23 protein-coding genes and 1 other annotated feature are annotated in these 24,805 nt (G+C 36.1%); of the genes, 4 read left to right on the forward strand and 19 right to left on the reverse strand.

Annotated features, from left to right (window positions below):
• Window positions 1–287: 287 nt before the first annotated feature.
• From ACEWK1_RS10330 to ACEWK1_RS10340, 3 genes are all read right to left on the reverse strand, one after another.
• Window positions 288–1,196, reverse strand: coding sequence for a nuclease-related domain-containing protein (locus tag ACEWK1_RS10330; protein ID WP_212137508.1), 909 nt, complete (start codon window positions 1,194–1,196; stop codon window positions 288–290).
• Between the two features lie 126 nt (window positions 1,197–1,322).
• Entirely contained in the window at window positions 1,323–2,348 is a 1,026-nt protein-coding gene (locus ACEWK1_RS10335; protein WP_212137506.1) for a threonine aldolase family protein, read from the reverse strand.
• A gap of 129 nt (window positions 2,349–2,477) precedes the next feature.
• Window positions 2,478–3,629, reverse strand: a complete 1,152-nt coding sequence (locus ACEWK1_RS10340; RefSeq protein WP_121663427.1) for a glucosaminidase domain-containing protein — start codon at window positions 3,627–3,629, stop codon at window positions 2,478–2,480.
• A 245-nt stretch (window positions 3,630–3,874) separates the two neighbouring features.
• Here ACEWK1_RS10340 and ACEWK1_RS10345 point away from each other — a divergent pair, with 245 nt between their 5' ends.
• From ACEWK1_RS10345 to ACEWK1_RS10355, 3 genes are all read left to right on the forward strand, one after another.
• Window positions 3,875–4,558, forward strand: a complete 684-nt coding sequence (locus ACEWK1_RS10345; RefSeq protein ID WP_251397790.1) for a response regulator transcription factor — start codon at window positions 3,875–3,877, stop codon at window positions 4,556–4,558.
• Window positions 4,551–5,642 (forward strand): sensor histidine kinase, encoded by a 1,092-nt coding sequence (locus ACEWK1_RS10350; protein WP_416636171.1) that lies wholly within the window; start codon window positions 4,551–4,553, stop codon window positions 5,640–5,642. Before ACEWK1_RS10345 ends, ACEWK1_RS10350 begins: the two co-directional genes overlap by 8 nt.
• 123 nt (window positions 5,643–5,765) lie before the next feature.
• Window positions 5,766–6,668 (forward strand): D-alanyl-D-alanine carboxypeptidase family protein, encoded by a 903-nt coding sequence (locus ACEWK1_RS10355; protein ID WP_416636172.1) that lies wholly within the window; start codon window positions 5,766–5,768, stop codon window positions 6,666–6,668.
• 70 nt (window positions 6,669–6,738) lie between these two features.
• Here ACEWK1_RS10355 and ACEWK1_RS10360 read toward each other — a convergent pair whose 3' ends face one another.
• From ACEWK1_RS10360 to ACEWK1_RS10430, 15 genes are all read right to left on the reverse strand, one after another.
• Window positions 6,739–7,599, reverse strand: coding sequence for an EamA family transporter (locus ACEWK1_RS10360; protein WP_416636174.1), 861 nt, complete (start codon window positions 7,597–7,599; stop codon window positions 6,739–6,741).
• A gap of 182 nt (window positions 7,600–7,781) precedes the next feature.
• Entirely contained in the window at window positions 7,782–9,218 is a 1,437-nt protein-coding gene (locus ACEWK1_RS10365; protein ID WP_416636175.1) for a glycoside hydrolase family 1 protein, read from the reverse strand.
• A gap of 260 nt (window positions 9,219–9,478) precedes the next feature.
• Window positions 9,479–10,147: a PspA/IM30 family protein gene (locus ACEWK1_RS10370; RefSeq protein ID WP_212137493.1), complete on the reverse strand. Its 669-nt coding sequence runs from the start codon at window positions 10,145–10,147 to the stop codon at window positions 9,479–9,481.
• A gap of 1 nt (window position 10,148) precedes the next feature.
• A complete protein-coding gene (locus ACEWK1_RS10375) occupies window positions 10,149–10,544 on the reverse strand; it encodes a hypothetical protein (RefSeq protein WP_121663435.1) in 396 nt (131 codons plus the stop codon).
• A gap of 164 nt (window positions 10,545–10,708) precedes the next feature.
• On the reverse strand, window positions 10,709–11,341 hold the full coding sequence (locus ACEWK1_RS10380) for an O-methyltransferase (RefSeq protein WP_212137491.1): 633 nt from the start codon (window positions 11,339–11,341) through the stop codon (window positions 10,709–10,711).
• Between the two features lie 50 nt (window positions 11,342–11,391).
• On the reverse strand, window positions 11,392–11,877 hold the full coding sequence (locus ACEWK1_RS10385) for a nitroreductase family protein (RefSeq protein WP_121663437.1): 486 nt from the start codon (window positions 11,875–11,877) through the stop codon (window positions 11,392–11,394).
• 28 nt (window positions 11,878–11,905) lie between these two features.
• Window positions 11,906–12,220, reverse strand: a complete 315-nt coding sequence (locus tag ACEWK1_RS10390) for a hypothetical protein (protein WP_121663438.1) — start codon at window positions 12,218–12,220, stop codon at window positions 11,906–11,908.
• 149 nt (window positions 12,221–12,369) lie between these two features.
• The gene (locus tag ACEWK1_RS10395) at window positions 12,370–13,014 is read right to left on the reverse strand and encodes a lysozyme inhibitor LprI family protein (RefSeq protein WP_121663439.1); all 645 of its coding nucleotides are present in this window, start codon (window positions 13,012–13,014) and stop codon (window positions 12,370–12,372) included.
• A gap of 141 nt (window positions 13,015–13,155) precedes the next feature.
• Window positions 13,156–13,320 carry a hypothetical protein gene (locus ACEWK1_RS10400; protein WP_162987463.1) on the reverse strand — a complete coding sequence of 55 codons (165 nt, stop codon included), beginning with the start codon at window positions 13,318–13,320 and terminating at the stop codon, window positions 13,156–13,158.
• Window positions 13,321–13,461: 141 nt separating this feature from the next.
• Window positions 13,462–14,964, reverse strand: a complete 1,503-nt coding sequence (locus ACEWK1_RS10405; protein WP_212137489.1) for a malate:quinone oxidoreductase — start codon at window positions 14,962–14,964, stop codon at window positions 13,462–13,464.
• Window positions 14,965–15,460: 496 nt separating this feature from the next.
• Window positions 15,461–16,618, reverse strand: a complete 1,158-nt coding sequence (locus ACEWK1_RS10410; protein ID WP_212137487.1) for an ABC transporter permease — start codon at window positions 16,616–16,618, stop codon at window positions 15,461–15,463.
• 13 nt (window positions 16,619–16,631) lie between these two features.
• Window positions 16,632–17,840, reverse strand: a complete 1,209-nt coding sequence (locus tag ACEWK1_RS10415) for an ABC transporter permease (protein ID WP_212137485.1) — start codon at window positions 17,838–17,840, stop codon at window positions 16,632–16,634.
• A 13-nt stretch (window positions 17,841–17,853) separates the two neighbouring features.
• Window positions 17,854–18,789, reverse strand: a complete 936-nt coding sequence (locus ACEWK1_RS10420; protein WP_212137483.1) for an ABC transporter ATP-binding protein — start codon at window positions 18,787–18,789, stop codon at window positions 17,854–17,856.
• 161 nt (window positions 18,790–18,950) lie between these two features.
• The gene (locus ACEWK1_RS10425) at window positions 18,951–19,607 is read right to left on the reverse strand and encodes a response regulator (RefSeq protein WP_212137481.1); all 657 of its coding nucleotides are present in this window, start codon (window positions 19,605–19,607) and stop codon (window positions 18,951–18,953) included.
• A complete protein-coding gene (locus tag ACEWK1_RS10430) occupies window positions 19,607–20,806 on the reverse strand; it encodes a sensor histidine kinase (protein WP_212137479.1) in 1,200 nt (399 codons plus the stop codon). Before ACEWK1_RS10430 ends, ACEWK1_RS10425 begins: the two co-directional genes overlap by 1 nt.
• Before the next feature lie 263 nt (window positions 20,807–21,069).
• Between ACEWK1_RS10430 and ACEWK1_RS10435 the strand changes: the two genes are divergently transcribed.
• The gene (locus ACEWK1_RS10435) at window positions 21,070–22,026 is read left to right on the forward strand and encodes an alpha/beta hydrolase (protein ID WP_212137477.1); all 957 of its coding nucleotides are present in this window, start codon (window positions 21,070–21,072) and stop codon (window positions 22,024–22,026) included.
• A gap of 82 nt (window positions 22,027–22,108) precedes the next feature.
• Here ACEWK1_RS10435 and ACEWK1_RS10440 read toward each other — a convergent pair whose 3' ends face one another.
• A complete protein-coding gene (locus ACEWK1_RS10440; protein ID WP_212137475.1) occupies window positions 22,109–23,815 on the reverse strand; it encodes a 2-isopropylmalate synthase in 1,707 nt (568 codons plus the stop codon).
• A gap of 50 nt (window positions 23,816–23,865) precedes the next feature.
• Window positions 23,866–24,086 (reverse strand) — a binding site (T-box leader).
• Window positions 24,087–24,805 lie beyond the last annotated feature (719 nt).

Genomic DNA, 24,805 nt, shown 5'->3' on the forward strand with positions numbered 1-24,805 from the left:
TTCTGTCCCGATTCGGCCACTATCGAGACTCATTTTCACTACCTGCTCTTCTTTCTGTCCCGATTCGGCCACTATCGAGACTCATTTTCACTACCTGCTCTTCTTTCTGTCCCGATTCGGCCACTATCGAGATAAATCTCACTGCTCACTCTTTTTCCTCTCCCGATCCACACACAATCTAGACTCGATTAATCTACCCACTCTTTTCCTGTCCCTATTCTCACCGTTAGCAATAGAAGATTGGGTATTCAACAAGATTTCATCTCTTAAACTAATCAATCTCAACCCTACTTATAATAAGTACGTCTTGCATTCCCATGCACAGTATAGTGTTCCCTCAAGATCCGCATTAAAGTTTTTCGACTAATGTCTGTATTACACCATCCATAGATACTTTCAGTAGTAAGTCTCTCCTCTGGAAATAAAAGTTCAAATTCTTTTATATTCCGTAAAATAGCTACTCCCACTGCTTCTTGTCGTCCACAATTTTTGCAGAAATAGCTCTTGTTATTTCTATAAACTAAATAGGAATAACAAGAATTGCAATAAATGCCCTTTTGTAATTGGTCATAATAATATTCAGGGAGGTTAGTATGTGGGTTCTGGATTTTGTGTAAGGAGAGCAATATTTGTGCGAGCTTATTATGATGATCATATAATCTTGACGGGGTTTTATTGAAACTTCTTATGAAATGTTTTACTTGTGTTGGAAGAATAATTGGTTGATCCATTGGGGCTTGATATAGGGTGAATTCTGGATTTATAAAGATAACGGAGGGTTCAACAAGGTAGTTTAGTTTGAGGTTTTGAAGTAATTGCCGTAGTAGAGTTGCACTTCTTTTAAGCTGATTAATTGGATTCTTATATTCTCGATTTGTTGTGACGGAGAAGAGTTTGTCTCCTTCTAGATAACAATCACCTTCATAATTTTTTATATCTAATAAGTGAATAACATCTTGCGAAATAATCAATGTATCTATTTGAAAATAAGAGTTGTTGACTTCTAGTAGCAAATCGTTGATTATATACCTATCTTCTAAAATACTTCCTGCCATTTTGTCGAATTCTGTCTCTCCTTCAAAACCCTTTTTAAGAGTAAAATAACGAAACTTTTCCTTTTCTGTTAATTCCATACGTTTGTCTAAACACCTCATAATTTTTAACTCATTTGGCTCTAACCTGTCCTTTATTAGCATGAGTCACTTCCTTTCTTTCATCTATTTTCCATTTTATAGGATTAGTACGTTTCTATTCAAGATAAATTAAAAGATGTCCTCAAAAAAAGAAAAGCATCTCTGCTTTCCTTTTCACACCTATTTACTTTAAAATCCCTTCTTCACATCTTCAATAAATGCTAGCACCTTATCCTCTGTCGTTGCCCAAGAGGTTACAAGTCTTATTGCAGAGGAATCGTTATCAATCTTTTCCCAATGATGGAAGAAATACTTTTCCTGAAGTTTTTCGATAAAAGAATTTGGGAAGATTGGAAATACTTGATTTGATGGCGAATGTGTTAAGAATGAAAAACCTGCTTTGCTTATTTCTTCACGAAGCTTATCGGCCATCGAATTAGCATGAATTGCTAGATCGAAATAGAGATCATCCTTGAATAATTCGCGGAACTGAATACCCAAAAGTCGTCCTTTTGCAAGAAGTGCTCCTTTTTGCTTCATATGAAAACGAAAATCTTCCTTTAATGTATCATTGCAGATGACCAAGGCTTCACCAAGTAATGCACCATTCTTTGTTCCTCCAATATAAAACGCATCTAGAAGTGAAGGCAAATCACTTAGCTTAAGATCATTTTCAACTGAACAAAGTGCGGATCCTAGACGCGCTCCATCCATAAATAAGATTAGGTTATGTTCATCACAAAGCTGTCGTAGCTGTATCAGTTCATTTTTTTGATAGATTGTTCCTATTTCTGTTGAATTCGAAATATAAACTAGCTTTGGTTTTACCATATGTTCATCGGGATGGGATTCTAAAACTTTTTTAACATGCTCTACTGTTAATTTGCCGTTTTCACCTTCAACAGAGATGATTTTATGTCCAGTGGCCTCAATTGCACCTGTTTCATGAGTAAAAATGTGGCCTGTACTAACTGAGATGGCAGCTTCATGTGGTCTAAGAAAAGCAGCTATAGCTGTTAAATTTGTTTGTGTTCCCCCTGATAATAGATGGATATCTACATTTGAATTTGCTAGTTTTTGTTTTATCAATTCCTTAGCTTCTTGTGAAAACCGATCTTCACCGTATCCATCTTCTTGAACTAAATTTGATTCGAATAATGCGTTAAGTATTCTTGGATGTGCACCTTCACTATAATCATTTTTAAAGCTGTACATTGTAATCCTCCATTTTGTATCGTTAGTCTGTCATAGAGATAGTATAGCATTTCCCGTTTCGATCATTGCATTAAGGACACTCTGAATAAAAAATCAGACAACACAATAAGTGCTGCCTGATTAATGATTTTAGTTATAATAATTCTGTTGTTTTTTATTAAATTGAACAGTATAGCCGCCGCCAAGATCAAGTCGGTCTCCGTCAATTCCATAAACAGGATAATTTCCACCTGCTTTAAGGTTGCTATAAGGAGTTCCATCAGGGCTGTACATAGCAGCTTCTGTTGATAGCTCTAGTCTCCCTAAATGATAAACTGGCTTATCTGAGATTTTCACATAGTAGCCGCCACCAACTTGATAGACACTTGAATCATAATCATAAACCATCAGTGATTCACCTTTTTTAAAAACACGGTGAACAGTTCCATCAGGCTTGTACATGACAGTAGTTGAATTTTTAATTAAGATCCTACCTATGTATATACTCATTTTACTGCTATTAGCATCTACACGATATCCTCCGCCAACATCATAGCTGTTTCCAATAACTCCATAAACTCTTACTTTTTCACCTTTTTTAAGAGTTTTGAAAACTGATCCGTTCGGAGCTAGCATTGGAACATCAGCTTTAATGGTTATTCTGGCTACAGGCTGTTTATGATTGGTCGGTAAACTAACATGTGGGATGGTGAGTGTCATTTTTGACATATTAACATGGATTTGAAGTATTTTTTCTCCATAGCCTTTTCCTGGCACTGCCCATCTTCCATTTAAATCTGTCCATAAAGGTGCAATCCCTCTTGTTACAAGGTGAAAACGAGGATCGATAAGCTCTGTATTCAGCGTATCTTTACTAGCATAGGCTTTTAAGTGCTGAATGTGAGCGCGAACTCCTTCCTCAGGTGTAGCAAAAAATGCTCCCTTTACACCTCCACCAGTCGTTCCGATTCCTGCATAGTTGTTTTGCTCTGGAATCACATCTCCTCCGAAGCGAAAGAAGCCGGTTTCGTGAATGGCTTGAGCAAAGGCAATATCTCCACGTACTCCTTCTTTTCTACCAATTTCAAGATATAGCTCCGCAAGTTGATAGATTGATACACTTGTAAGCTTTGGGGCTGATTCGTTTACTAAAACATAATCTCCCATTTGCTTTGACGTTAACTGAGAAGGACCCATAATTGTTGTAGAATCTGCCGCTTTTGCAGAAAAACTTGGAACCAACGCACTTAACACCAAAATGAAAGCGAAAACTAGGGAATAAAGACGCGTGTCTTTTAGCATAACAATATAACTCCTTTTTCCATTTGATCAATATCAAGTCATATTATAGCAAATAATAGATGAATAGTTATGCTTTTCTTGTAAAATATTAGAAAGATTGTCGAAATTTCCACATTTTAATCCTGAAGATTCCGAAATACCCAATTTATATATAAATTATACTTATGCTAATTAATAGATTGCTAATCTTACAGCGGTCATTTATTGTTAAAAATAGGAATCTTTATACCGGGGAGGAGTATTACTTGAGGCAAATTTTAGTTGTGGATGATGACAAAGAAATCGTTCAGTTAATATCCTTTTATCTACAAAATGAAGGATATAAAGTAATAAGAGCTTACAATGGCAAGGATGCCTTAGATATCTTTCACCAGGAGGAGATTGATCTAATTGTTTTAGACGTTATGATGCCTGAAGTAGATGGTATCGAGGTTTGTCGGGCAATTAGGGAAACCTACCATGTTCCCATATTAATGATTAGCGCCAAAACGGAAGATATGGATAAAATAACAGGATTAATGAGTGGAGCCGATGATTATGTCGCAAAGCCGTTTAATCCTTTGGAATTAATAGCACGAGTTAAAACCCTATTACGTAGGGCCTATTTCTATCAAAGTGATGACGAAAAAAACAACATGATTAAAGTTGATGCATTAGAAATAAATAAAACTTTTCATACCGTAAAAGTAAGAAATAAGCCCATTCAGCTAACGTCAAAAGAGTTTGATATCCTTTTAATAATGGTAACAAATTTAGGAAGAGTATATAGCGGTGAAGAAATTTATCAACTTGTTTGGAAGGAAAAATATTATTCTTCCAATAATACAGTAATGGTACATATGAGTAATTTAAGGGAAAAACTTGAACGGGAGTTAGGATATAAATTAATAAAAACTATCTGGGGAGTAGGGTATAAAATTGATGCGTAGGCAATTTTCCATTTTTAACACATTAGTCAAGTATCTAATTTATAGCCTTTTCAGTTCTTTTACTCTAACCTTTCTATTACTTTATGTCGCTAGGTATCTCTATTTTAGAATACCGCTATCACCAGAGATCAATTATTTTATTGCTAATCTTTATATTGATATTGGTGTTTTCCCTTTATTTATAGTTACCATGTTCTGTGCTTTTATTCTTTTTTATTTGTTATATTTATATAATTTTTCGCTATACTTTCAGAATATTAACCAATCAGTTCAACAGCTTTCTGAGGGTCATTTTCCTGAAATTCCACTTCCGGTTAAAAGCCGAAACGGGCTTGGATTGTTAGCAAGAAACATAAACATGATGAAGGATAAATTAGCTTCTTTAATCCAAGAGGAACGAAGAGCTATTACATCAAAAAATGAACTAGTCACAAATGTGTCTCATGATTTACGAACACCCCTAACATCCATAATAGGTTATTTGCGATTAATTGAAGAAGATAATTATAAGGATGAAGTTGAGCTTCGTTATTATACAAATATTGCGTTTGAAAAATCACAACGACTGAACAAAATGGTAAATGATTTGTTTGAATATACAAAAATCCATAATCAAGATCTTGAATTGAATATCCAAAATTTCAATATAATTGAGCTTCTTCAGCAACTGTCAGCTCAGTTTTATCCAGAACTCCGGAAAGATGATATGGAGATATTTCTAAATAGCACATCCGAAAAAATAATCATAAACGCTGATCCCGAAAAGTTAATGAGAGTTTTTGAAAACCTCATATCTAATGCTATAAAATACGGAAAGAATGGACAAACAATCCATTTGCTGATAGAAGAATTAGACTTTTCAATTGTTGTTAAAGTAAAGAATGTTGGAGAGAAAATCCCTACAGCAGCTATCCCCCTTTTATTTAACCGTTTGTATCGTGTAGAACAATCAAGATCTGAGACAACAGGAGGATCAGGATTAGGCTTAGCCATTGCAAAAGGAATTCTTGAACTTCACCGAGGAAACATCTCTGTTTCAAGTAATGAAAAAGAAACAATATTTGTGGTTGAATTACCAAAATAATCCATGTCTAAAGCGAATATGGCTTTTTTATAAATCTTAAGGTTTTCTTTAGGTTTCCTTTTACTCCACTTTAGAAAGTATTGATAGTGTAAAACTATCTTTATTTTACTAGGAGTGAGAATCATGATTCAAAAATTATATGTTATCATACTATCTTTATGTATTTTCTTCTTCGTCTTGAATCAAGGAAATCATGTCAACGAGTTTGTTCAAAAAGAACAAACTTACTTAGGAAATTCAATTATATTAGACAGCTCCATTCGTGCTGATGCTGCCATCTTAATCGATAAAGCTAATTCAGAGGTGCTTTTTGCCAAGAATGATCGTAAAAAACGATACCCTGCAAGTACGACGAAAATCATGACTGCGTTACTTGCAATTGAGAACGGAAATTTAGATGAAAGAATCATAGTAGGAAACGAAGTAAACTTAAAAGAAGAAGGGGAAAGTACAGCTTGGTTGAGAGAAGGACAGACACTAACATTACGGGAATTGTTGGCGGGCTTAATGCTTCCTTCTGGTAATGATGCAGCTCGAACAATTGCCATTAACATCGCCCAACAACATTCAGCTTCTTCGTTTGTATCAGAACAATCAGCCATCGATTATTTCACGATGTTAATGAATGAAAAAGCAAAAGAACTAGGAGCAATGGAAACAAATTTTATGAATCCACATGGTCTCCATCATCCGAATCATTATTCAACTGCACATGACTTAGCTATTATTGCAAGAGCTGCCATGAACGATGATCGGTTCGAGAATCTCGTTAGTCAGAAGAAATTCTCAGACCCAACCTTAACTTACGAAAGTACGAATAAGCTTATTGATCCTTCAAGCCCTTTTTATTATAAAAGTGCAAATGGAGTAAAAACAGGATATACAAGTGAGGCCGGCTATTGCCTAGTCTCCTCTGCTGAACAGAATGGAAGAGAATTGATTGCTGTAATTCTCAATTCAACGAAAGAAAGTGTTTGGAATGATTCAATTGTGCTATTAAATAGTGGTTTTGATTCAACATTATAACAACATTCTTGAGGGGGAATTCCCCCTCTTTTCTATGTCTAAATACTCCTGAAAAACACTTCTACTTCATTTAGAAAATCAAAAAAACTGTCCCAATTGTGATCACAATACCTCCTATTACCTTCTGTTTTGTTATTTTCTCCTTTAAAATCACAAAACTTAGAATCATCGTGATCACAACACTTGATTTATCAATCGGAGCAACTACTGAAACCTTTCCGATTGCTAGGGCACCAAAATAACAAAGCCATGAAAAGCCTGTTGCCATACCTGATAGAACTAAAAATAGATAGCCCTTAGTAGAGATTGTTTTCATGTTTTTCTGAGTACCTTGAAAGAATACAATTGCCCATGAGAACACCATAATAACGATTGTCCTTAAAAAGGTAGCAACATTTGAATCTACATCTTCAATTCCGATTTTTGCTAAAATTGCGGTTAATGCAGCAAAGACAGCTCCTAAAATCGCATACAGAATATAAGTGTTTGATCCTGTAAAACCTTTCTTTTCCTCATTCTTACCAATCAACACAAATGTCCCAATCGCAATTAATGCTCCTCCTATCATAATATTTGGGACTGCTTTCTCCCCTAAAATGAGGATAGATAAAATGATTGTTAATACTACACTCGATTTATCAATTGGTATCACCTTCGAAGCATCACCCATTGAGAGTGCTCTAAAGAAAAACAACCATGACACACCGGTTGCAAAACCTGATAATAAAATGAAAATTAGTGCTTTCGTAGAGATTTCTGTGATGGAATCTAGCTGATCTGTTATCAAGACAATAAGAAAAGCCATGATTAATACGATAATCGTACGGATGGCTGTTGCTAAATTGGAATTTACATTTTCCATACCAATTTTCGCTAATATCCCTGTAAGGGCAGCAAAAAAGGCTGCAAGTAACGCTAAGGTAACACTCATGTTTTGACCCTTCTTTTCTTTTCATTTCTCTTATTATGTGAAAAAAACTGTTCTTTACTATAATTCCATGCTTTCATAATAATGAAAAAAGCGGCGTAGTATACGCACGCTTTTAAAAAGGCCCTTGGTCGAGTAACCAAGGACCACTTTCTTTATCATTACTTCAAATTCCCGCTGGTCAATTAAAGTTTTTCTCCATTCGTCGCAATCACATCTTTATACCAGAAGAAAGACTTTTTCTTTTTCCGTTCTAACGTCCCACTACCATCATCATGCTTATCCACATAAATGTAGCCATAACGCTTTGAAAACTCACCAGTAGACATGCTTACCATATCAATGCAGCCCCAGCTCGTGTAACCCATTAATTCAACACCGTCTTCAATTGCTTCACCCATTGCTTTAATGTGCTCACGAAGATAGTCTATTCGATAATCATCATGAATTGAGCCGTCTTCTTCAACTTTGTCATAAGCTCCTAATCCATTCTCTACTACAAATAACGGCTTTTGATAACGATCATATAATTTATTTAAACTAATACGTAAACCTTCAGGGTCAATTTCCCAGCCCCAGTCACTAGCCTCTAAAAATGGGTTTCTTACTCCACCGATTACATTTCCTTCTGATGACTCCTCGTCACTCTTCACTTTTTTCTCCGTTCGTGACATATAGTAACTAAAGCCAACATAATCAACGACGCCTTCCTTTAATAATGCCAAGTCTCCATCTTGAATATCCAATTTTATATCATGTTCTTTAAAATATCTCTTTATGAACGCTGGATATTCGCCACGCACCTGTACATCTCCACAAAAATAATTAAATAGCTGTTCTTCCTGTAGAGAGTACATAACATTTTGGGGATTGCTATCAAAAGAATAAACAGGTGCAAAAAGAATCATACAACCAATTTGCGAATTAGGAATGATTTCATGGCATGCTTTAACGGCAATGGCACTTGCCACAAATTGATGATGATAGGCCTGAAAGGTAGGCTGATATTTGTCTTCTTCGTTTTGAATCGCAAACCCTAGACCATTAATTGGCATAACCAAGCCACTATTAATTTCATTAAAGGTCATCCAGTACTTTACTTTATCTTTATAGCGAGTAAGGACTGTTTTAGCATACCTTTCAAAAAAGGTTATAACTTGACGATTTCTCCAACCACCGTATTCCTTTACTAAATGAAGAGGCATTTCATAATGAGAAATCGTCACAACCGGTTCAATTCCGTATTTAAGCAGCTCATCAAAGATTCGATCATAGAATGCCAGGCCTTCTTCATTAGGTTCTACTTCATCACCATTTGGAAAAATACGCGTCCAGGCAATTGACATACGAAATGCTTTAAAGCCCATTTCTGCAAATAACGCAATATCTTCCTTATAACGATGATAAAAATCAATCGCTTCATGGTTTGGATAATAATATGAATCAGGATTTATTTCAAATTCAAATCCAGGATTGAATAGAAAGTTATAACGCTCTTTCCCACCTGGTAGAACATCTGCAACGTTTAATCCTTTATTACCTTCTTTATATGCACCCTCTATTTGGTTAGCAGCTGTTGCTCCGCCCCATAAAAAATCTTCAGGAAATTGATTTTTACTCATTTTGATTACCTCCAGAATTTACTCCATTACTACTATTAGCTATTTAGAATAATTTAACTCTCCTTAGAATGAAGAGTATAAGAGAATTCTATCTACTTAAAGTAAACGAGTAAATGAAAGAGCAGGTTAAAGTATTTTTTTACGCAAAATGGTATTTGTTACGTATATGTTACACTGTGTTTCTTTCCTTCAACATTCTCCTTTCAAGATAGAAAAAGAAGCACCAAATCTAGATTAGCTAGTGCTTCCATTCTTCTTATTTATACTGACTCTTTTTCACTTTTTAGCTTTTCGAGTTCTCGACTTACTTCTTCTTCATTAATATAGTTACGATAAGCTGTATCATGCACAGCCATAGGATTTGCAAATTGAGTGCCAGCTTGTACCTCTGCCTCCATTAGTAAAATACGTTCTTCCGCACGTGCTACCCCTCTTACAATATTATCCTGTTTAAAAGAAGCAGTTGCATGTTGAATTTGTTGAAGGGATTGTGCAACGTTAGCACGTGAAGCTAGTAAAACTTTTTTATGTTGTAGCTCGTTATAGATTTCTTGCAGCTCTTGTAATTTTTCGTTAAGAATGTGAGTTTGTCCTTTAATTGCTTCGAATTGCTGCTGATAAAGGCTTAATTGGTTTTCATGTAGCAACTTTTCTTGGACAGCTAATCTAGCCATTGTATTTTCTTCATGTTGAATGGCAAGCTTTGCTTGTCTCGCACGCTTGTCCACTAAATGTTTTGTTTCCATAATAAGTGCAGCTTGCTTATTCTCCACAAAAATTTGGAGAGAAAGAGCTTTCTGAGCTTTTGCCATTTCTTGCTCCATCTCTCTTGAATATTCATTTAACATCGCAATAGGATCTTCCATCCCATCTAGTAACGCATTAATATCTGCTTTTGCAATTGTTTTAATTCTTTTAAAAATACCCATATTATTCATTCTCCTTTTTAGTTGTTACAGTATTTTCCCATTGATCTAATAAATTGTGATTTTGGTTCCTAACCGGTTTATGTGAACTCATTAAAGATGTATCAATTAGCTGTTGCATAGAAGATGCTTTTGATTTTTTTCTGAGCCATTTTACTAAAAGAACCAAAACAGCTAGTCCAATAATCAGGAATATAAGGAATCCTAGCCAAGAAAACCCTCCGTGATGTGGTACGTTCATCATTTGACCACCTCCGAAGCCCTCTCGCGGCCCCACTCTTCCTGGGCCATGTCCATGCGGTCCACCAGCTGCCATGGCACTACTAAATCCTCCTAGTAGAAAATAGATTCCTAAAACCATTGGAGTCATGAGCGCACCCCAGAAAATTGTTTTTTTCATTTTCTTTCCTCCTTTCACTTTCGATGTTTTTAGTTTAGTAGAGTTTGGTGAAAATACGGTGAAAGGGCTAATCCTTTTTTATCAAAATCCAAGTTGACTAGAGCCCACAAAAAAAAAGGATACCACCGGTAATAACCGACAGGTATCCTTATCAAGCACTTATGTTATTGTATTACCCGAGCAATTGATAGTCCATCACCGATCGGGAGAATGATTGAATCCAAATTAGGATCATTTGCTACTCTCTCGTTAAATGCGCGAATAAATTCTATACGCGGGTCTTCACTCGATTCCTCACAAACCCTTCCTCTTTGTAGAACATTATCAGCAACTATTAGTGCACCCGGATTAGCTAATCGCAATGCCTTTTCTAAATAATTCGGATAATTTGGCTTATCAGCATCGATAAATATGAAGTCATACTTCTTTTGATCCGCTTCAAGCTGCTCTAAACTTTTTAAAGCTTCACCTGTATAGTATGTAACACGATCACCAAAGCCAGCTTTTTTCAGGTTTTTATGTGCTAATTCAGCATATTCTTGCATTAATTCTAGAGAGGTTAATTGTCCATCCTCTCCAAGACCACGAACAAGACAGATTCCGCTATATCCACCTAAAGCTCCAATCTCCAATATTTCTTTTGCTCCAGAAATTTTCACTAACAATGTAAGAAGCTTTCCAATTTCCGGTGGAACAGATATATTCCGCATACCGTTTGCCTGGATACTTTCTAAAACTTCACCTAAAATCCTATCATCCTTCGTAAATAAAGATTGAATATACTCTTCTATCTTCATATGTTTCCTCCAGAGTTCAGATTATTTGAACACTCTATCAATAAATAAAATTATGGTAGTTGTTTTATTTTTTCTTCGATTGATGTTCGTTCTTTTGGTTCGTTAATCTCCTCAGGATATCCTACGCCAAACACCCCAATCACATCATATTCATCCGAAATTCCGAGAATATCACGGTTTTTCTGAGCATTTCCCATGGAAGACCAAAATGTTCCTACTCCTTCTTCCCATGCGGCTAAATTAAAGTTCTGAACAAAGCAGGCAGTAGCAAGCGCATTTTCTACTGTTTCCACTTTTGTGTTCCCGTGTTTTGATAGAATAGCAAGCACAACTGGAGCATGAAAGAAATCTGTTTTGTGATTTAGTTTTTCTCTTGTTTCAGGACCAACCACATACACTTCCCACGGTTCCGTCATTTTGTGATTCGGAGCCATAGTGCCTGCTTGCAGCCATTTGCTAAGCTGTTCCATATTAATAGGATCAGATTTAAAACTTTTGATATTGCGGCGAGAATAAATTGTTTCTAATGTGTTCATAAGATATGTTCCTCCTTGTATCTGCTTGTTAAATTTTATTTTCTTCATTAATATCCGTATTGTGATGTGTTAATTTTCCATCTTCATGAAGTTCAAAATGTCTAGTATACTCATCAATCGTTAACTCAATTGCTTTTAATTCTCCAAGAACAACTTGCCTTATTTCCTGAAATTCCGGTGCATCTAGTTGTTGTTTTAATGTAGTACGTTTTACATGTAATCTTTCTAAAAACTCAAGGGCCCTACCTCTACGAAAGGTTTGGGCGCCAGAATGATGTCGCCTTCCTTTATGGCCACCACCTCTATGTTTTTCACCTTTTTTATGACCATCAAACTCCTTCAACAATTAATCACTCCTTTGTATACTTTTGTATACTTTATATCTATATGTTAAATGTATACAAATGTATGCGAATTGTCAAACTATTTCTAAACTTTATTTGAAATAAAAAAATCAACCTGAATTAAATTCAGATTGATTCAAGAAGTCAATTATTTCATATAGTTCTCTACCAATTCAAAGCATCTTTCTTTAGTAGTACCTGCTAGGGAAGCTGTATATTCCAGTGGCTCCATCGTTCCCCCTTCAAATTGACTTGCATCTTTTTCTGCTGTTTCATCTCTAAGTGTGATCCATTTCCTTTGTTCTTGTCGGAGTTCTTCCATCTCATCCGCTGGTAGCTGCTTTTCTAGAACCTGATAGATCTCATTTAAAGCTTGATCCCACTTTTCCAAGATTTCTTCTTGTGATTTCCTCATTCCGAATGTTGAGCCATCATTGTCATTCCTAATTTCTGTTGCTGCCTTTTCTATGCTACTGAGTTTATCTAAGTATTTCTGTTTACTTCCTTCACTCACATCTGATTCTTCACTTACATTTTTGTCTTTTGATTCATCCTCGTCTGCTTGCTGCGAATCCTTATCCATAGTAGTATCTGTTTCTTCAGTATTACTTTCTTCTGTTATATCATTATGTTTTTCCGAGTTATCCTCCTCATTGGATTGAGTTTCCTCATTACTATCAGCTTTAATTTCTTCATTTTCTTTAGTCGGTGCTTCACTTTGATCAGATTTGTTTTGATTGTTGCACCCAACCAAGAGGACAAATAGTGCTAACACTGTAAATATTGACTTCAAAAAATAACTCCCTTTCTAAATTAAAATACCTTCTATAAGGTACACTTTCATTCAAGATAATAAAAGGTACAAAAGGTATAATTTCCCACCTGTTTCATTTCATACTTTTATACCCCAAGATTTCTGGTATTCCCTAACTTCCTATTTCCTTTTCTCTTCTCTTACTGTTAAGATATGAGCTTCTGCTCCGTATTCTACTCGTATTGTTTTTCTAGCCTCTACAGGTGTTCTTGCTGTTACTGATTGAATCTGCTTTTCTCCATTCATCTCTATTTCAACAAGAAAGCATTTTGAACCACATCTCAACTAGATCCCTCCCTTTCTGATTTTTTGACAAAAAGAACCTTCAATCTAAAAGGATTAAAGGTTCTGCATATTTATATAGAGTGGTATTTTATTAGTTAACCCTTGAAAAAACACTTATCCCCTGTTTTTTCTAGCAAAGAATTAACTAAATACGGGCTTTTTTTCGCTTAACCCCAATGTTTGTGATGTGTTAGTATGGATTTCGTTTAGAAGCTGCGGGTTATCCATTAATGACACACCATAAGAAGGAATCATTTCTTTAATTTTTGGTTCCCACTCATCTATATACTGAGGGAAGCATTTTGTGATGACTTCAAGCATAACGTGAACTGCAGTTGAAGCACCTGGGGAAGCACCGAGCAATGCTGCAACTGAACCATCAGCTGCACTAACAACCTCTGTACCAAATTGAAGCGTTCCTTTTCCACCAGCTTCAGTGTCCTTAATGACTTGCACACGTTGACCCGCTACAACTAAATCCCAATCCTCACTTTTAGCGTTTGGAATAAATTCACGTAACTCTTCCATACGTGCTTCTTTTGATAACATTACTTGCTGTATCAAGTATTTTGTTAGCGACATGTTTTTTGCACCTGCTGCTAGCATTGTTAACAGATTATCCGGTTTTACAGAAGTGATTAAATCAAACATCGATCCATTTTTTAAAAACTTGGGTGTAAAGCCAGCAAATGGTCCGAACAATAATGATTTTTTGTTATCAATAAATCGTGTATCAAGATGTGGAACAGACATCGGAGGAGCTCCAACCTTAGCCTTACCGTAAACTTTCGCATGGTGTTTCGCAACCACTTCCGGATTATTACACACCATGAATAGTCCACTTACCGGGAAACCACCAATATGCTTACCTTCAGGAATACCTGACTTTTGAAGTAAATGTAGGCTTCCTCCTCCGCCTCCAATAAAGACGAATTTCGCTTTATGTCGTTCAACTTCACCGCTACCAAGATTTTGCACCTTTAATTCCCATAATCCATCAGTCGTACGTTTAATGTCGTTGACACTACGATTATAGTGCAAGTCAACATTTTTAGTTTCTAGATGGTCAAACAGCATACGTGTTAATGCACCAAAGTTAACATCTGTTCCCGTGTCAATTTTTGTTGCTGCTATCGGTTCATTGGATGTACGTTCTTGCATGATTAACGGAATCCACTCCATTAATTTTTCTGGATTATCAGAGAACTCCATTCCTTGGAAAAGTGGATTTTTTGAGAGCGCTTCAAATCGTTTTTTCAAAAAAGTTACATTTTCTTCTCCATGCACTAAGCTCATATGAGGCAGTGGCATAATAAAATCATGTGGATTTTGAATTAGTTTGTTTTGAACAAGAAAAGACCAAAACTGCATGGAAACTTGAAACTGTTCATTAATTTTAATCGCTTTACTAATATCTACAGATCCGTCAGGTTTTTCGGATGTATAGTTAAGCTCACAAAGTGCAGCATGCCCCGTTCCTGCATTATTCCATTCGTTGGAGCTTTCTTCCCCTGCATTTGAAAGCTTTTCAAAAACTGTTATATTCCAGTCAGGCACCAATTGTTTCAGTAGTGTTCCTAAAGTCGCACTCATGATACCGGCACCAATTAAGATAACGTCTGTTTTCATTTCTCTATCTCCCATATTTACCTTCCTTATACCCTAGTATTCGCAGAAAAAATAGTAACTCTTCTGCTTAGGTTTCACACCAAACCAAGGTGCGACCTAGTCTCACACTTCTTTGTCTCCATTTTAAGCATATCTTGATGTATTAATATAATTTATAGATGAATATATTAACTATTTATCTACTATTATATGATAATTATAAACTTTTTGAAAGATGGTAGAAAGTGAGAAATATGTCCATAAAGAATAAAATAAAGAAAAATATAAATTTTCATTCAAATTCCCCTAGGATTACAGCCATTTTTTTCCTTATTAGGTAACCAATTTCCCCTATTATTGTACGCTTTTCATACCCTCAACGTGAATAGACATATGCTTCATATCATGGAGATTCTAACTTTTTATTTATATTCATTTTTTTCTAAATTAATACTATTTTACTCTAATGAAAAAGCACATTTCAAAAATGAAATGTGCTTTGTTGAGGAAGGATGCTTATCAATGCCTTTATCTACTCAAATCGAATCCTCTTCATTCCTATAGTAAGAAAAACACCTGTAAATATAAGAAGAACACAAATTGGATAAATGATATCTAAGATATTCCCACCTCTTGCGGCAAGTTCTGTGAATCCTTCAAGTCCCCAGTATTGTGGAACAAATCTAGCAGCTTGTTGCATAAAGTCAGGCATAATTTCAAGAGGCCAATAAACGCCGCCAAGCATACAGGTAGAGATGATAATTAAGTTGCCGAACACCGATTGTTGTTCAGAGGACTTAACGAACCCTGCAATAAAGAGCCCTAGACCGATTGTACATAGTAATAAGCAGGAGACGAGCACAATATTTGCTAACAAATTCCCCCAATTAACATGAAATACTACTTTTGTTATAAGCATTAATACCCCAAATTGAATCCATCCAATTAAAAAGAACGAAAGCAAATATCCGCCTAATAATTCAGTTCTTGAGGCCGGGGTAGACATCATTCTATACCAAACACCAGACTGCCTAGCCTCTAAAAGCACACCTGTACTTATAAGCATGCTAATCATTACAAACATAATTGTAAAACCAGCGGATCGAGCGGTTAAATTGGACATTGTTGCAACTTCATTACTTTTGGTCACGGTAACTGTTTCAACAGAGGTCGGAATTCCAGAAGTCTCTTCTACTATTTGATCTTGAACTACCTTTGGCTCCTCCCCAGTTACTTCCTGATAAAAGCTTGAGGCTGTAACTCCAATTTGAATTTTCACAATGCTATCATTAATGATTTGTTCAATCATAGTAGCTCCTTCAAATGAAGCTTGAGAAACAAATACAACTTCCGGTGTTTTGTTATCTAACAATTCTTTTTCAAACCCTGAATTTAGCTGAACATATCCTGATATTTTTTGGTCATTAAATTTTAGATCGGCTGTTTGACTGTCATCGATGTGAAAATCCACCAAACCCTTACTTTTTAGTTCATCTATTAATGTTTTTGATAATAAGGTGTTATCAAGATCAACTACAGAAATTATCGGCTTGTTTTCTTCACCTTCAGAAAATAACCCTCCAAAAATAAAGGTAAATAGTAGAGGCATTCCAAACATGAGCAAAAATGATTGTGGCTTTTGAAACATCCTTTTCATCTCAAAGGCCGCAATTGCGCCAATTCTCTTCATTATTTTTCTCTCCCTACCTATACTTTAGTTTTATTGACCCTATAAACAGGGTTGTAAGCCCAATTGTTATTAAAATCGTAATAGGCATAACAAGTGAAGACCATGATGTTCCATTCATAATTTCTAAAAAACTATGAAGAGCCCATTTATTCGGTGCAATATTAGCTACTTGTTGCATAATGCTTGGAAAAGAGGCAAGTGGAATCATTGAACCCCCAAGGAGGGCTAGAATCTGAACCCCAATTCCTCCCATTGTATCAGCCGTTTTTTCTTCTGTTATTAATCCTGCTATAATCATTGCTACCCCTGCTACAGATATTGAATAAGCTATTCCAATTACGAAAAGTTGGAGGATGTTGTTTCCCCATGCGACTCCAAATAAATAATGAGTTGTCATGACAAACACGATAAATTGTAGGAGGGAAAAAGAAAAAGTTCCAAGGAACTTCCCAATCATAATCGAAGAATGTCTAATTGGGCTACACATTAATCGTGCTAATGTGTCTGTTTTTCTCTCTTGAATAATCGTTTTTGCACCAATAGTTGTATTAAATAAAATAAACATAGCTCCCATTGCAGCCGCATAATATTGCATTCCCGAAATTGGTTCCTTACCGTCCTTTTCAATGACAATAGCATTCACCTTAGACCCTGCAATTACCGAAAGATCATCTACAAGACTCGTTATCATACCCGCTGAGTTTATATTCTGATTAGAAACTGGAACAACAGTCGATAGCTTTTCAGCTACTGTACCCGCAGCAGCTGATACTGTTGTAATCCGGTCAACAAAAGAGTTTGTTATGGAGCGAAGAATAGTAGCTTGAATTTCTTTTGCTGGATCTTTTAAAATCGTTACAGTCTTTTCTTCTCCCTTCATTAACCCTTCTCCCCAGTGAACAGGAAGAATTAAGCCAACATCTACTTTCTGGTTTTCCACAGCCAATCTTAACTCCTCTTCTGAGTTAAACTCACTCACTGTCAAACTATCTCGTAATTCTTTTCCTTGAAGAACTTGATTAATAAATTGATCTGTCACCTCATCTGTTGAAGACACAACGATACCTGTTGATGTTCCTGGTAGCGTTCCATCCTCACCGAATACACCGCTAAGAGCTGAACCTAGAATCATTGTTAAGACGATTGGCATTAATAATAGGGTGATAAAAGATTTTCGGTCTTTTAGTCTGATTTCCATATCTTTCCAAGCAATTGTGAACATCTTATCACGCCTCCTAGTCTCGTAAAGATCTTCCTGTTAACTGCAGGAATAATGTTTCAAGATTCGCTTCTTCGATTTTAACCTCTTCAATTTTTAGTCCATGATTAATAGCCGCTGTGATAATAGATCCCAATGCCTCTTGAGGGTTAAGAGAGAAAACCTCAAGAATCCCGGATTCTTCTTTGTACAAAACTTGGGTTACACCATGCACTTGTTTTATTGCTTCCATTGCCTCGCCTGTCATCTTTTCAACATTGATTTGAACAAAACTCCTTCCCGCTAACCTGTTACATAGCTCTGCTGTTGTGCCAATGGCCATTACCTCTCCATGATCAATAATTCCAACACGATGACAAAGAAACTCTACTTCCTCCATGTAGTGACTTGTGTAGATAATCGTCATCCCTTTTTCATTCAAAGCTTTCACTGTTTCAAGGATATGATTTCGGGACTGTGGGTCAATTCCAACAGTTGGTTCGTCCATAATAAGTAATTCTGGTTCATGCATCAAAGCTGCTCCAATATTAATTCTTCGCTTCATTCCTCCAGAAAAAGTTTCAATTCGTTCTTTCCCACGATCTTTTAATCCAACAATCTCTAATACTTCTTCCACTCGTTTTTTTGCTTGCAAACCTGAAAGTCCGTACATTTTACCCCAGAATAGAAGATTATCTTTTGCTGACATTGTTGGATAAAGAGCAATTTCCTGTGAGACTACTCCTATTTTTTTCTTAATGTTTATTGGTGCTTTTTTAACCGATTCATTCCCAACGAACACATCACCGTCGTCATACGGGATAAGACCACAAATCATTGAAATCGTTGTTGACTTCCCTGCTCCATTAGGGCCTAACAATCCGAATGCCTCACCCTTTTCAATGGTAAACGAAACATTTTTCACAACCTCTTTTTTTCCATAGCTTTTCTTTAGCTCTCTAACCTCTAACATATCTTCACATCCTCACTGGATTGATATTTTATTTTTTTGATCAACATCTAAAGTATAGCTCGATATCCTCTCCTTCAAATCCCTCTGCAGATAGAAAAATCCATAAAAAAATACAGCTATCTTAGCTGTATTTCATAGTCATATATGCCAAAAGTCATCGATCAGAAGGTAGTAATGTTATACCTTACAGCAAAAATAGCTGCCTGTGTTCGATCTCTCAAATTAAGTTTGCTGATCAAATTTGACACATGATTTTTTACAGTGCCCTCGGAAATAAACAATTCGGAAGCTATTTCTTTATTGTTTAAGCCTAAACCAAGCTTATTTAACACTTCAATCTCTCGTTCTGTTAATCCCTTTATAATCTCAGGGACTTCACTAGTTTGCTCAATCGTTTGATTTCTTCTCATTTCTCTCACAATATCTGCTGTTAATTCTTTCGGAAGAACCATACCACCTGATTGAACTGTCATGATTGCCTGTACAATAGCATCTGTGGGCATATCCTTTAACAAATATCCGCTCGCCCCTTCTTCAAGTGCTTCAAAAATTAAAGCACTATCATGAAAGGTCGTGAGCATAAGCACTTTGATATTAGGATATTTAGATGTAATCAACTTAGTTCCCTCTACACCGTTTGCTACAGGCATGCGAATATCCATTAAAACAATGTCTGGCATCAAGTCACCAGCTTTTTCAAAAGCTTCCTGACTATTCGATGCCACACCTACAACCTCAAGCTCAGATTTTAAATTTAGGATGGTTGCAAGTCCATCTCTCATCAATTCTTGGTCATCAACAATTAATAACTTAACCACTAAGCTCCCCCCATTTGCCACCTTATCTCTTTAAGCGGAAATCGTGCTTTTACAATAAACCCATTTGAAGCTGTACTTTCAAACATTATATTTCCACCATGCTCATGAACTCTTTCTCTCATATTCTTTAACCCGAATCCAGGACTAACTGTTGCTGCCCCTGTTCCGTTGTCTTTAATAAAAATATCAATATTTGAATCTGTTACCTCCAGCATAACACTGCACTCATTTGCCTGCCCATGTCGAACCGAATTTGTTATGGATTCCTGTATTATACGAGTTAAATCTAATTGGATGGAAACGGGAATTTTTGTAGCATCCCCCTTTACAGCCAAAGTTGATGTTAACCCAGTCATCATCTTATAGTCTTCTAGTATTTTTCTTACTGTGGATAGAAATGACTGTGGCTGACGATCTTCCCTTAAGGTACGCACAGATAGCCGAATTTCCTGAAGAGTGTTTCGCGCCAATTCCTCACAAAGCAGGATTGTTTCCTTGCTTTTCTCAGGTTTTGAATTTAGCAACTCTTTAGCAACCTGCAGCTGAACCAGTAAAGCAGTCATCTTATGTCCAACAGTATCATGAATTTCACCCGATATTCGATTGCGCTCTCGAATAAGCGTTAACTCCTCCACCTGGCTTGAATAATGATGCAGCTTCTCATGAGCAACTTTTAAAGCATCATGGGTTTGTGCAAGCTCATCATACTGACTTTCAATCTTCTCCTGAGCAAGAAGCAATTTATGTATTAACCTGCCTACAACTGCTGCAAACACAATAAACGTGAAGTTGATCAAATTATTCATCACACTAAAATTACCTGTAGCATAAAAGGTATAAGTAATACAAATTCCCCAAATAACGAAAAAGGCTAAAGAGCATCCCAGAAGAATTCTCTTACTTTCAGCTACCAAAAAAAGTGTAACAGCATTTACCCCAAACAAGATTAAATAAAGAGTTGCTTCAGGAAAGAAAAAAACAAATCCAATAATGAAAAGAGAATCTAAAACCAGTGGAATCAAGTAATACCTTTTACCTGCCTGACTCCCCATAAATAAGTGATTAAAACAAAATCCCGCTCCTGCTATAATTGTATAAACGAATTGAATAGTTGTATGACTTTCCACAGATTGATAGTAAACATAACTCATTAAAATAAACATCACTAGCCTAAGACTGTTTAAAAAGGTTAGCTTCAAGGAATCACCTCTATGTGTGGAGAATTTAATTTTGGATTTAAAATTGTTAAGATATTCCTATTATAAGCTTAAACTTGGTGGGTGGTAATACTAAGTCTTGAGGTTTTCATTTCATATAGTTTTTTCCAGATTACTTTGTTTACAATTCTCACACAATCAATTTATAATTTTAATTGTGATGATACAAAGACAATTTTACTTCTTAGACACACTTCACATTTTTGTAAACGTATACAAAAATCAAAAAGAGGGAGTGTTATAAAATGAAGAACAGAGTTAATCCAGAGTTAGTACAAGGATTAGATATGTTTCAAGATTTAGATATTCGTCCAGAGAATTTACCAGCAATTAGAGAAGGTGCAGCTCAGATGAGGCAACCTACCGTTGTTGATGAATCTCTTTCATTAACTGATGAAATCATTGTTGGACCAGATTCAAATCCATTACCATTAAGAATTTACCGTCAAAACTCATCCACTGAAACTTTACCTGTTTTGTTATGGATCCATGGGGGTGGATATATTTTAGGCTCAATAGATGATAATGATGATCTATGTATGAGGTTTGCAAAAGAAGCTAATTGTGTAGTCGTTTCGGTAGAATATCGTCTAGCTCCTGAACACCCTTACCCAGCTCCGATCGAGGATTGTTATGCTGCTTTAAAATGGATAGCTGATCATGCAGAGTCATTAAATATTGATCCGAACCGAATAGGAGTTGCAGGTGCTAGTGCTGGTGGTGGATTAACAGCAGCCTTAACATTATTAGCTCGCGACCGACAATATCCTTCCCTTTGTTTCCAAATGCCACTCTATCCAATGATTGATGATCAAAATAACTCACCTTCTACAAATGAAATACAAGAAGGGTTTGTGTGGAATCAAAGAACAAATGAAGCAGGCTGGAGGATGTATTTAGGAGAATTATATGGAAAAGATAACATCCCTGCCTATGCAGCTCCAGCACGTGCTGAAGATTATAGTCATTTACCATACACATACACATGTGTTGGTCAATTAGATCCTTTTCGAGATGAAACGTTATCTTATGTTACCAAACTTGCACAGGCTGGTGTGGATGTTGAATTTCACTTATATCCTGGAGCCTATCACGGGTTTGAAGGGATAAATCCTAATGCTGACCTATCCATTCGTGCTACAAATGAATATATTCAAGCAGTTAAAAACGGCTTTGAAAGACTTGAAAAGGTAAAATCTTAATTTTTATTTGTAACACTCACAAACTATTTGTGAGTGTTACAGCAAAAAAGCCGATAATAGTTATCGACTTTTTTTGCTTTTATTATTTAGAAGAAACAGACTCTGTCTCTTTTTCTACAGAAATTTCTTTGTTGGATATCATATTATTAACAGCACTAAACAGGGCTTTTACTGAGGATGTCATAATATCAGCGTCTATACCACAACCCCAATAGACGGCACCATCTAAAGCAGTAATCCCAACATAAGATACAGCGTTAGACTCTGAGCCTATGTTTTGCGCATGCTCCTTATACATTAAATCTTTATAACGGAAACCAAGTTGCTCTTGAAGTACGTTACTAATCGCATCCAGTCTTCCATTTCCTGTTCCAGTTAACTTGTATTCTTGTTCATTCTTTTTAAACATAACTGCTGTTTCATAATGTGCATTTTGAGTGAACGTGTAATCAATAAACTCGACAGGTGTATTAATATTTACAAAGTCATTGATAAAAATATCATAGATTTCATTTGGCATAAGCTCCTTATGTTTACGATCCGAAATATTTTTAACATGATATCCAAAGCTTTCACGCATCTCAACAGGTAAATCAAGTCCATATGTTTGGTGAAGCACATAGCCAATTCCACCTTTACCTGATTGGCTATTAATACGAATAATATCTCCTTCATATTGTCTACCAATATCCATTGGATCTATTAATAAATATGGAACATTCCAGTACTGACGTTCTTTTTCTTCACGCCATTTCATTCCTTTTGCAATCGCATCCTGATGAGAACCAGAAAATGCTGTAAAAACAAGTTCGCCTCCATAAGGATGTCTTTCGTGAACGGTCATTCTTGTTAATTTCTCATACTGTGTAATAATGCTTGGAATATTTTCTAAGTTTAGATTTGGATCAACACCATGTGAAAACATGTTTAAGGCAAGTGTAACAATGTCTACATTACCAGTTCTTTCTCCATTTCCAAACAATGTTCCCTCCACTCTCTGTGCTCCAGCTAGCATTCCTAACTCTGCGTCTGCTACCCCAGTACCTCTGTCATTATGTGGATGAAGGGAAAGGATTACATTGTCCCGATAGTTAAGATTCTCACTCATATACTCGATTTGGCTTGCGTAAACGTGAGGCATAGACATTGAAACTGTTGCTGGTAAGTTGATAATAACCTTGTTTTCCGCATCAGGCTGCCATTCATCTAAAACACGATTGCAAATTTCAAGTGCAAACTCCACTTCTGTGCCTGTGAAGCTTTCCGGAGAATATTGAAATTGGAAATCTCCTTCCGTTTCAGCAGCATATTTTTTAAGTAGCTTTGCTCCAGTTACTGCAATATCAATAATTTGTTCTTCCGATTTTTTGAACACTTGCTCCCGTTGTGCTACAGATGTTGAGTTGTATAGGTGAACCACCGCTTTTTTCGCACCTTCTAGAGCCTCAAATGTTTTCTTAATAATATGATCTCTTGACTGTGTTAACACTTGGATTGTTACATCATCTGGTATTAAATCTTGTTCAATTAATGTACGTAAAAAAGCATATTCCGTTTCAGATGCAGCAGGAAAACCTACTTCTATTTCCTTAAAACCAACTTCCAACAGCAATTGAAAATACTCTAACTTTTCTTCTAAGCTCATAGGAACAATCAACGCCTGATTACCATCGCGCAGATCAACACTACACCAAGTAGGAGCTTCCGTAATATACTCTTTCTGCGTCCATTTTAAGCTAGTCACTGGAGGCATAAAATAACCTCTAGAATACTTATCAATATTTTTCATTTAAAATACCGCCTTTCCATTATTATTCAAATAAAAAAGCCTATCATCTCATAAGAGACGACAGGCTATAACCTTCGTGGTACCACTCTTTTTGGTTCATCACTAAATAAACGAACCCACTTTGAGACTTTATTACGGTAGTCATCCGTTAAGACCTACATATCAGTCCTACCACTCCTGGGCGAGTTGGGGAATCAATTGACTGTCTTTCACCACCCGACAGCTCTCTAAACAATCTATTTTCCTTAATATTCCCATTCACAGTGTTTCAATAATTTATACTAATCTGATTTTTCTAATTTTATAACAAGTTGGGTGAATAATCAAGAGAAAGTTGATGTTTTTTGGTATGAGGTTGTTTCTGTTTTCGTGAGGGTGCCTGTGAGTGGGGCGGTGCCTGTCACTTCCCGTTTTTTGTAAAATGGTGTCGAACACTGAAATGCATATTGATTAGTGGAAAGGGAAATTCTTTGGTTTGCTAGGTAAATAATAGGTGGATCAGTTAATGAACGACAAATCAGGCAGCAATCAGAAGGAGAATGTCGTTCATAGCGGTGGTGAACGACAAATCAAGCAGCAATCAAAAAGGGAATTTCATTCATTGCGGTGGTGAACGGTAAATCAGGCAGGAAATAGAGAGGGAATGTCATTTGTATTCACTCTACAAACCTGTTTTTTCTTAAGAATGGATGCATAGGTCTTATTCCATGAACATTTTAACTGTGATTAATATGTTTATCTGCGATTTTACAAGGGGTATCTACGATTATTAGAGGTTTATCTTCGATTATCCCGTTTTTATCTTCGATTCAACAAAATTCTACATTTCCTCTACTTACTCTTGCTTGTACCTTTATATTTGTTTCTACCATGCATCTTCATAATAAAAATTATATTTATGCTTCACTCTTACTTTTTTATAAGCAAAAAAAGACCAGCATCTCTACTGATCTTTTCTCCATCTTACTTGGCGACGTCCTACTCTCACAG

The sequence above is a fragment of the Metabacillus sp. YM-086 genome (assembly GCF_048059995.1).
Classification (GTDB): Bacteria; Bacillota; Bacilli; order Bacillales; family Bacillaceae; genus Metabacillus; species Metabacillus litoralis_B.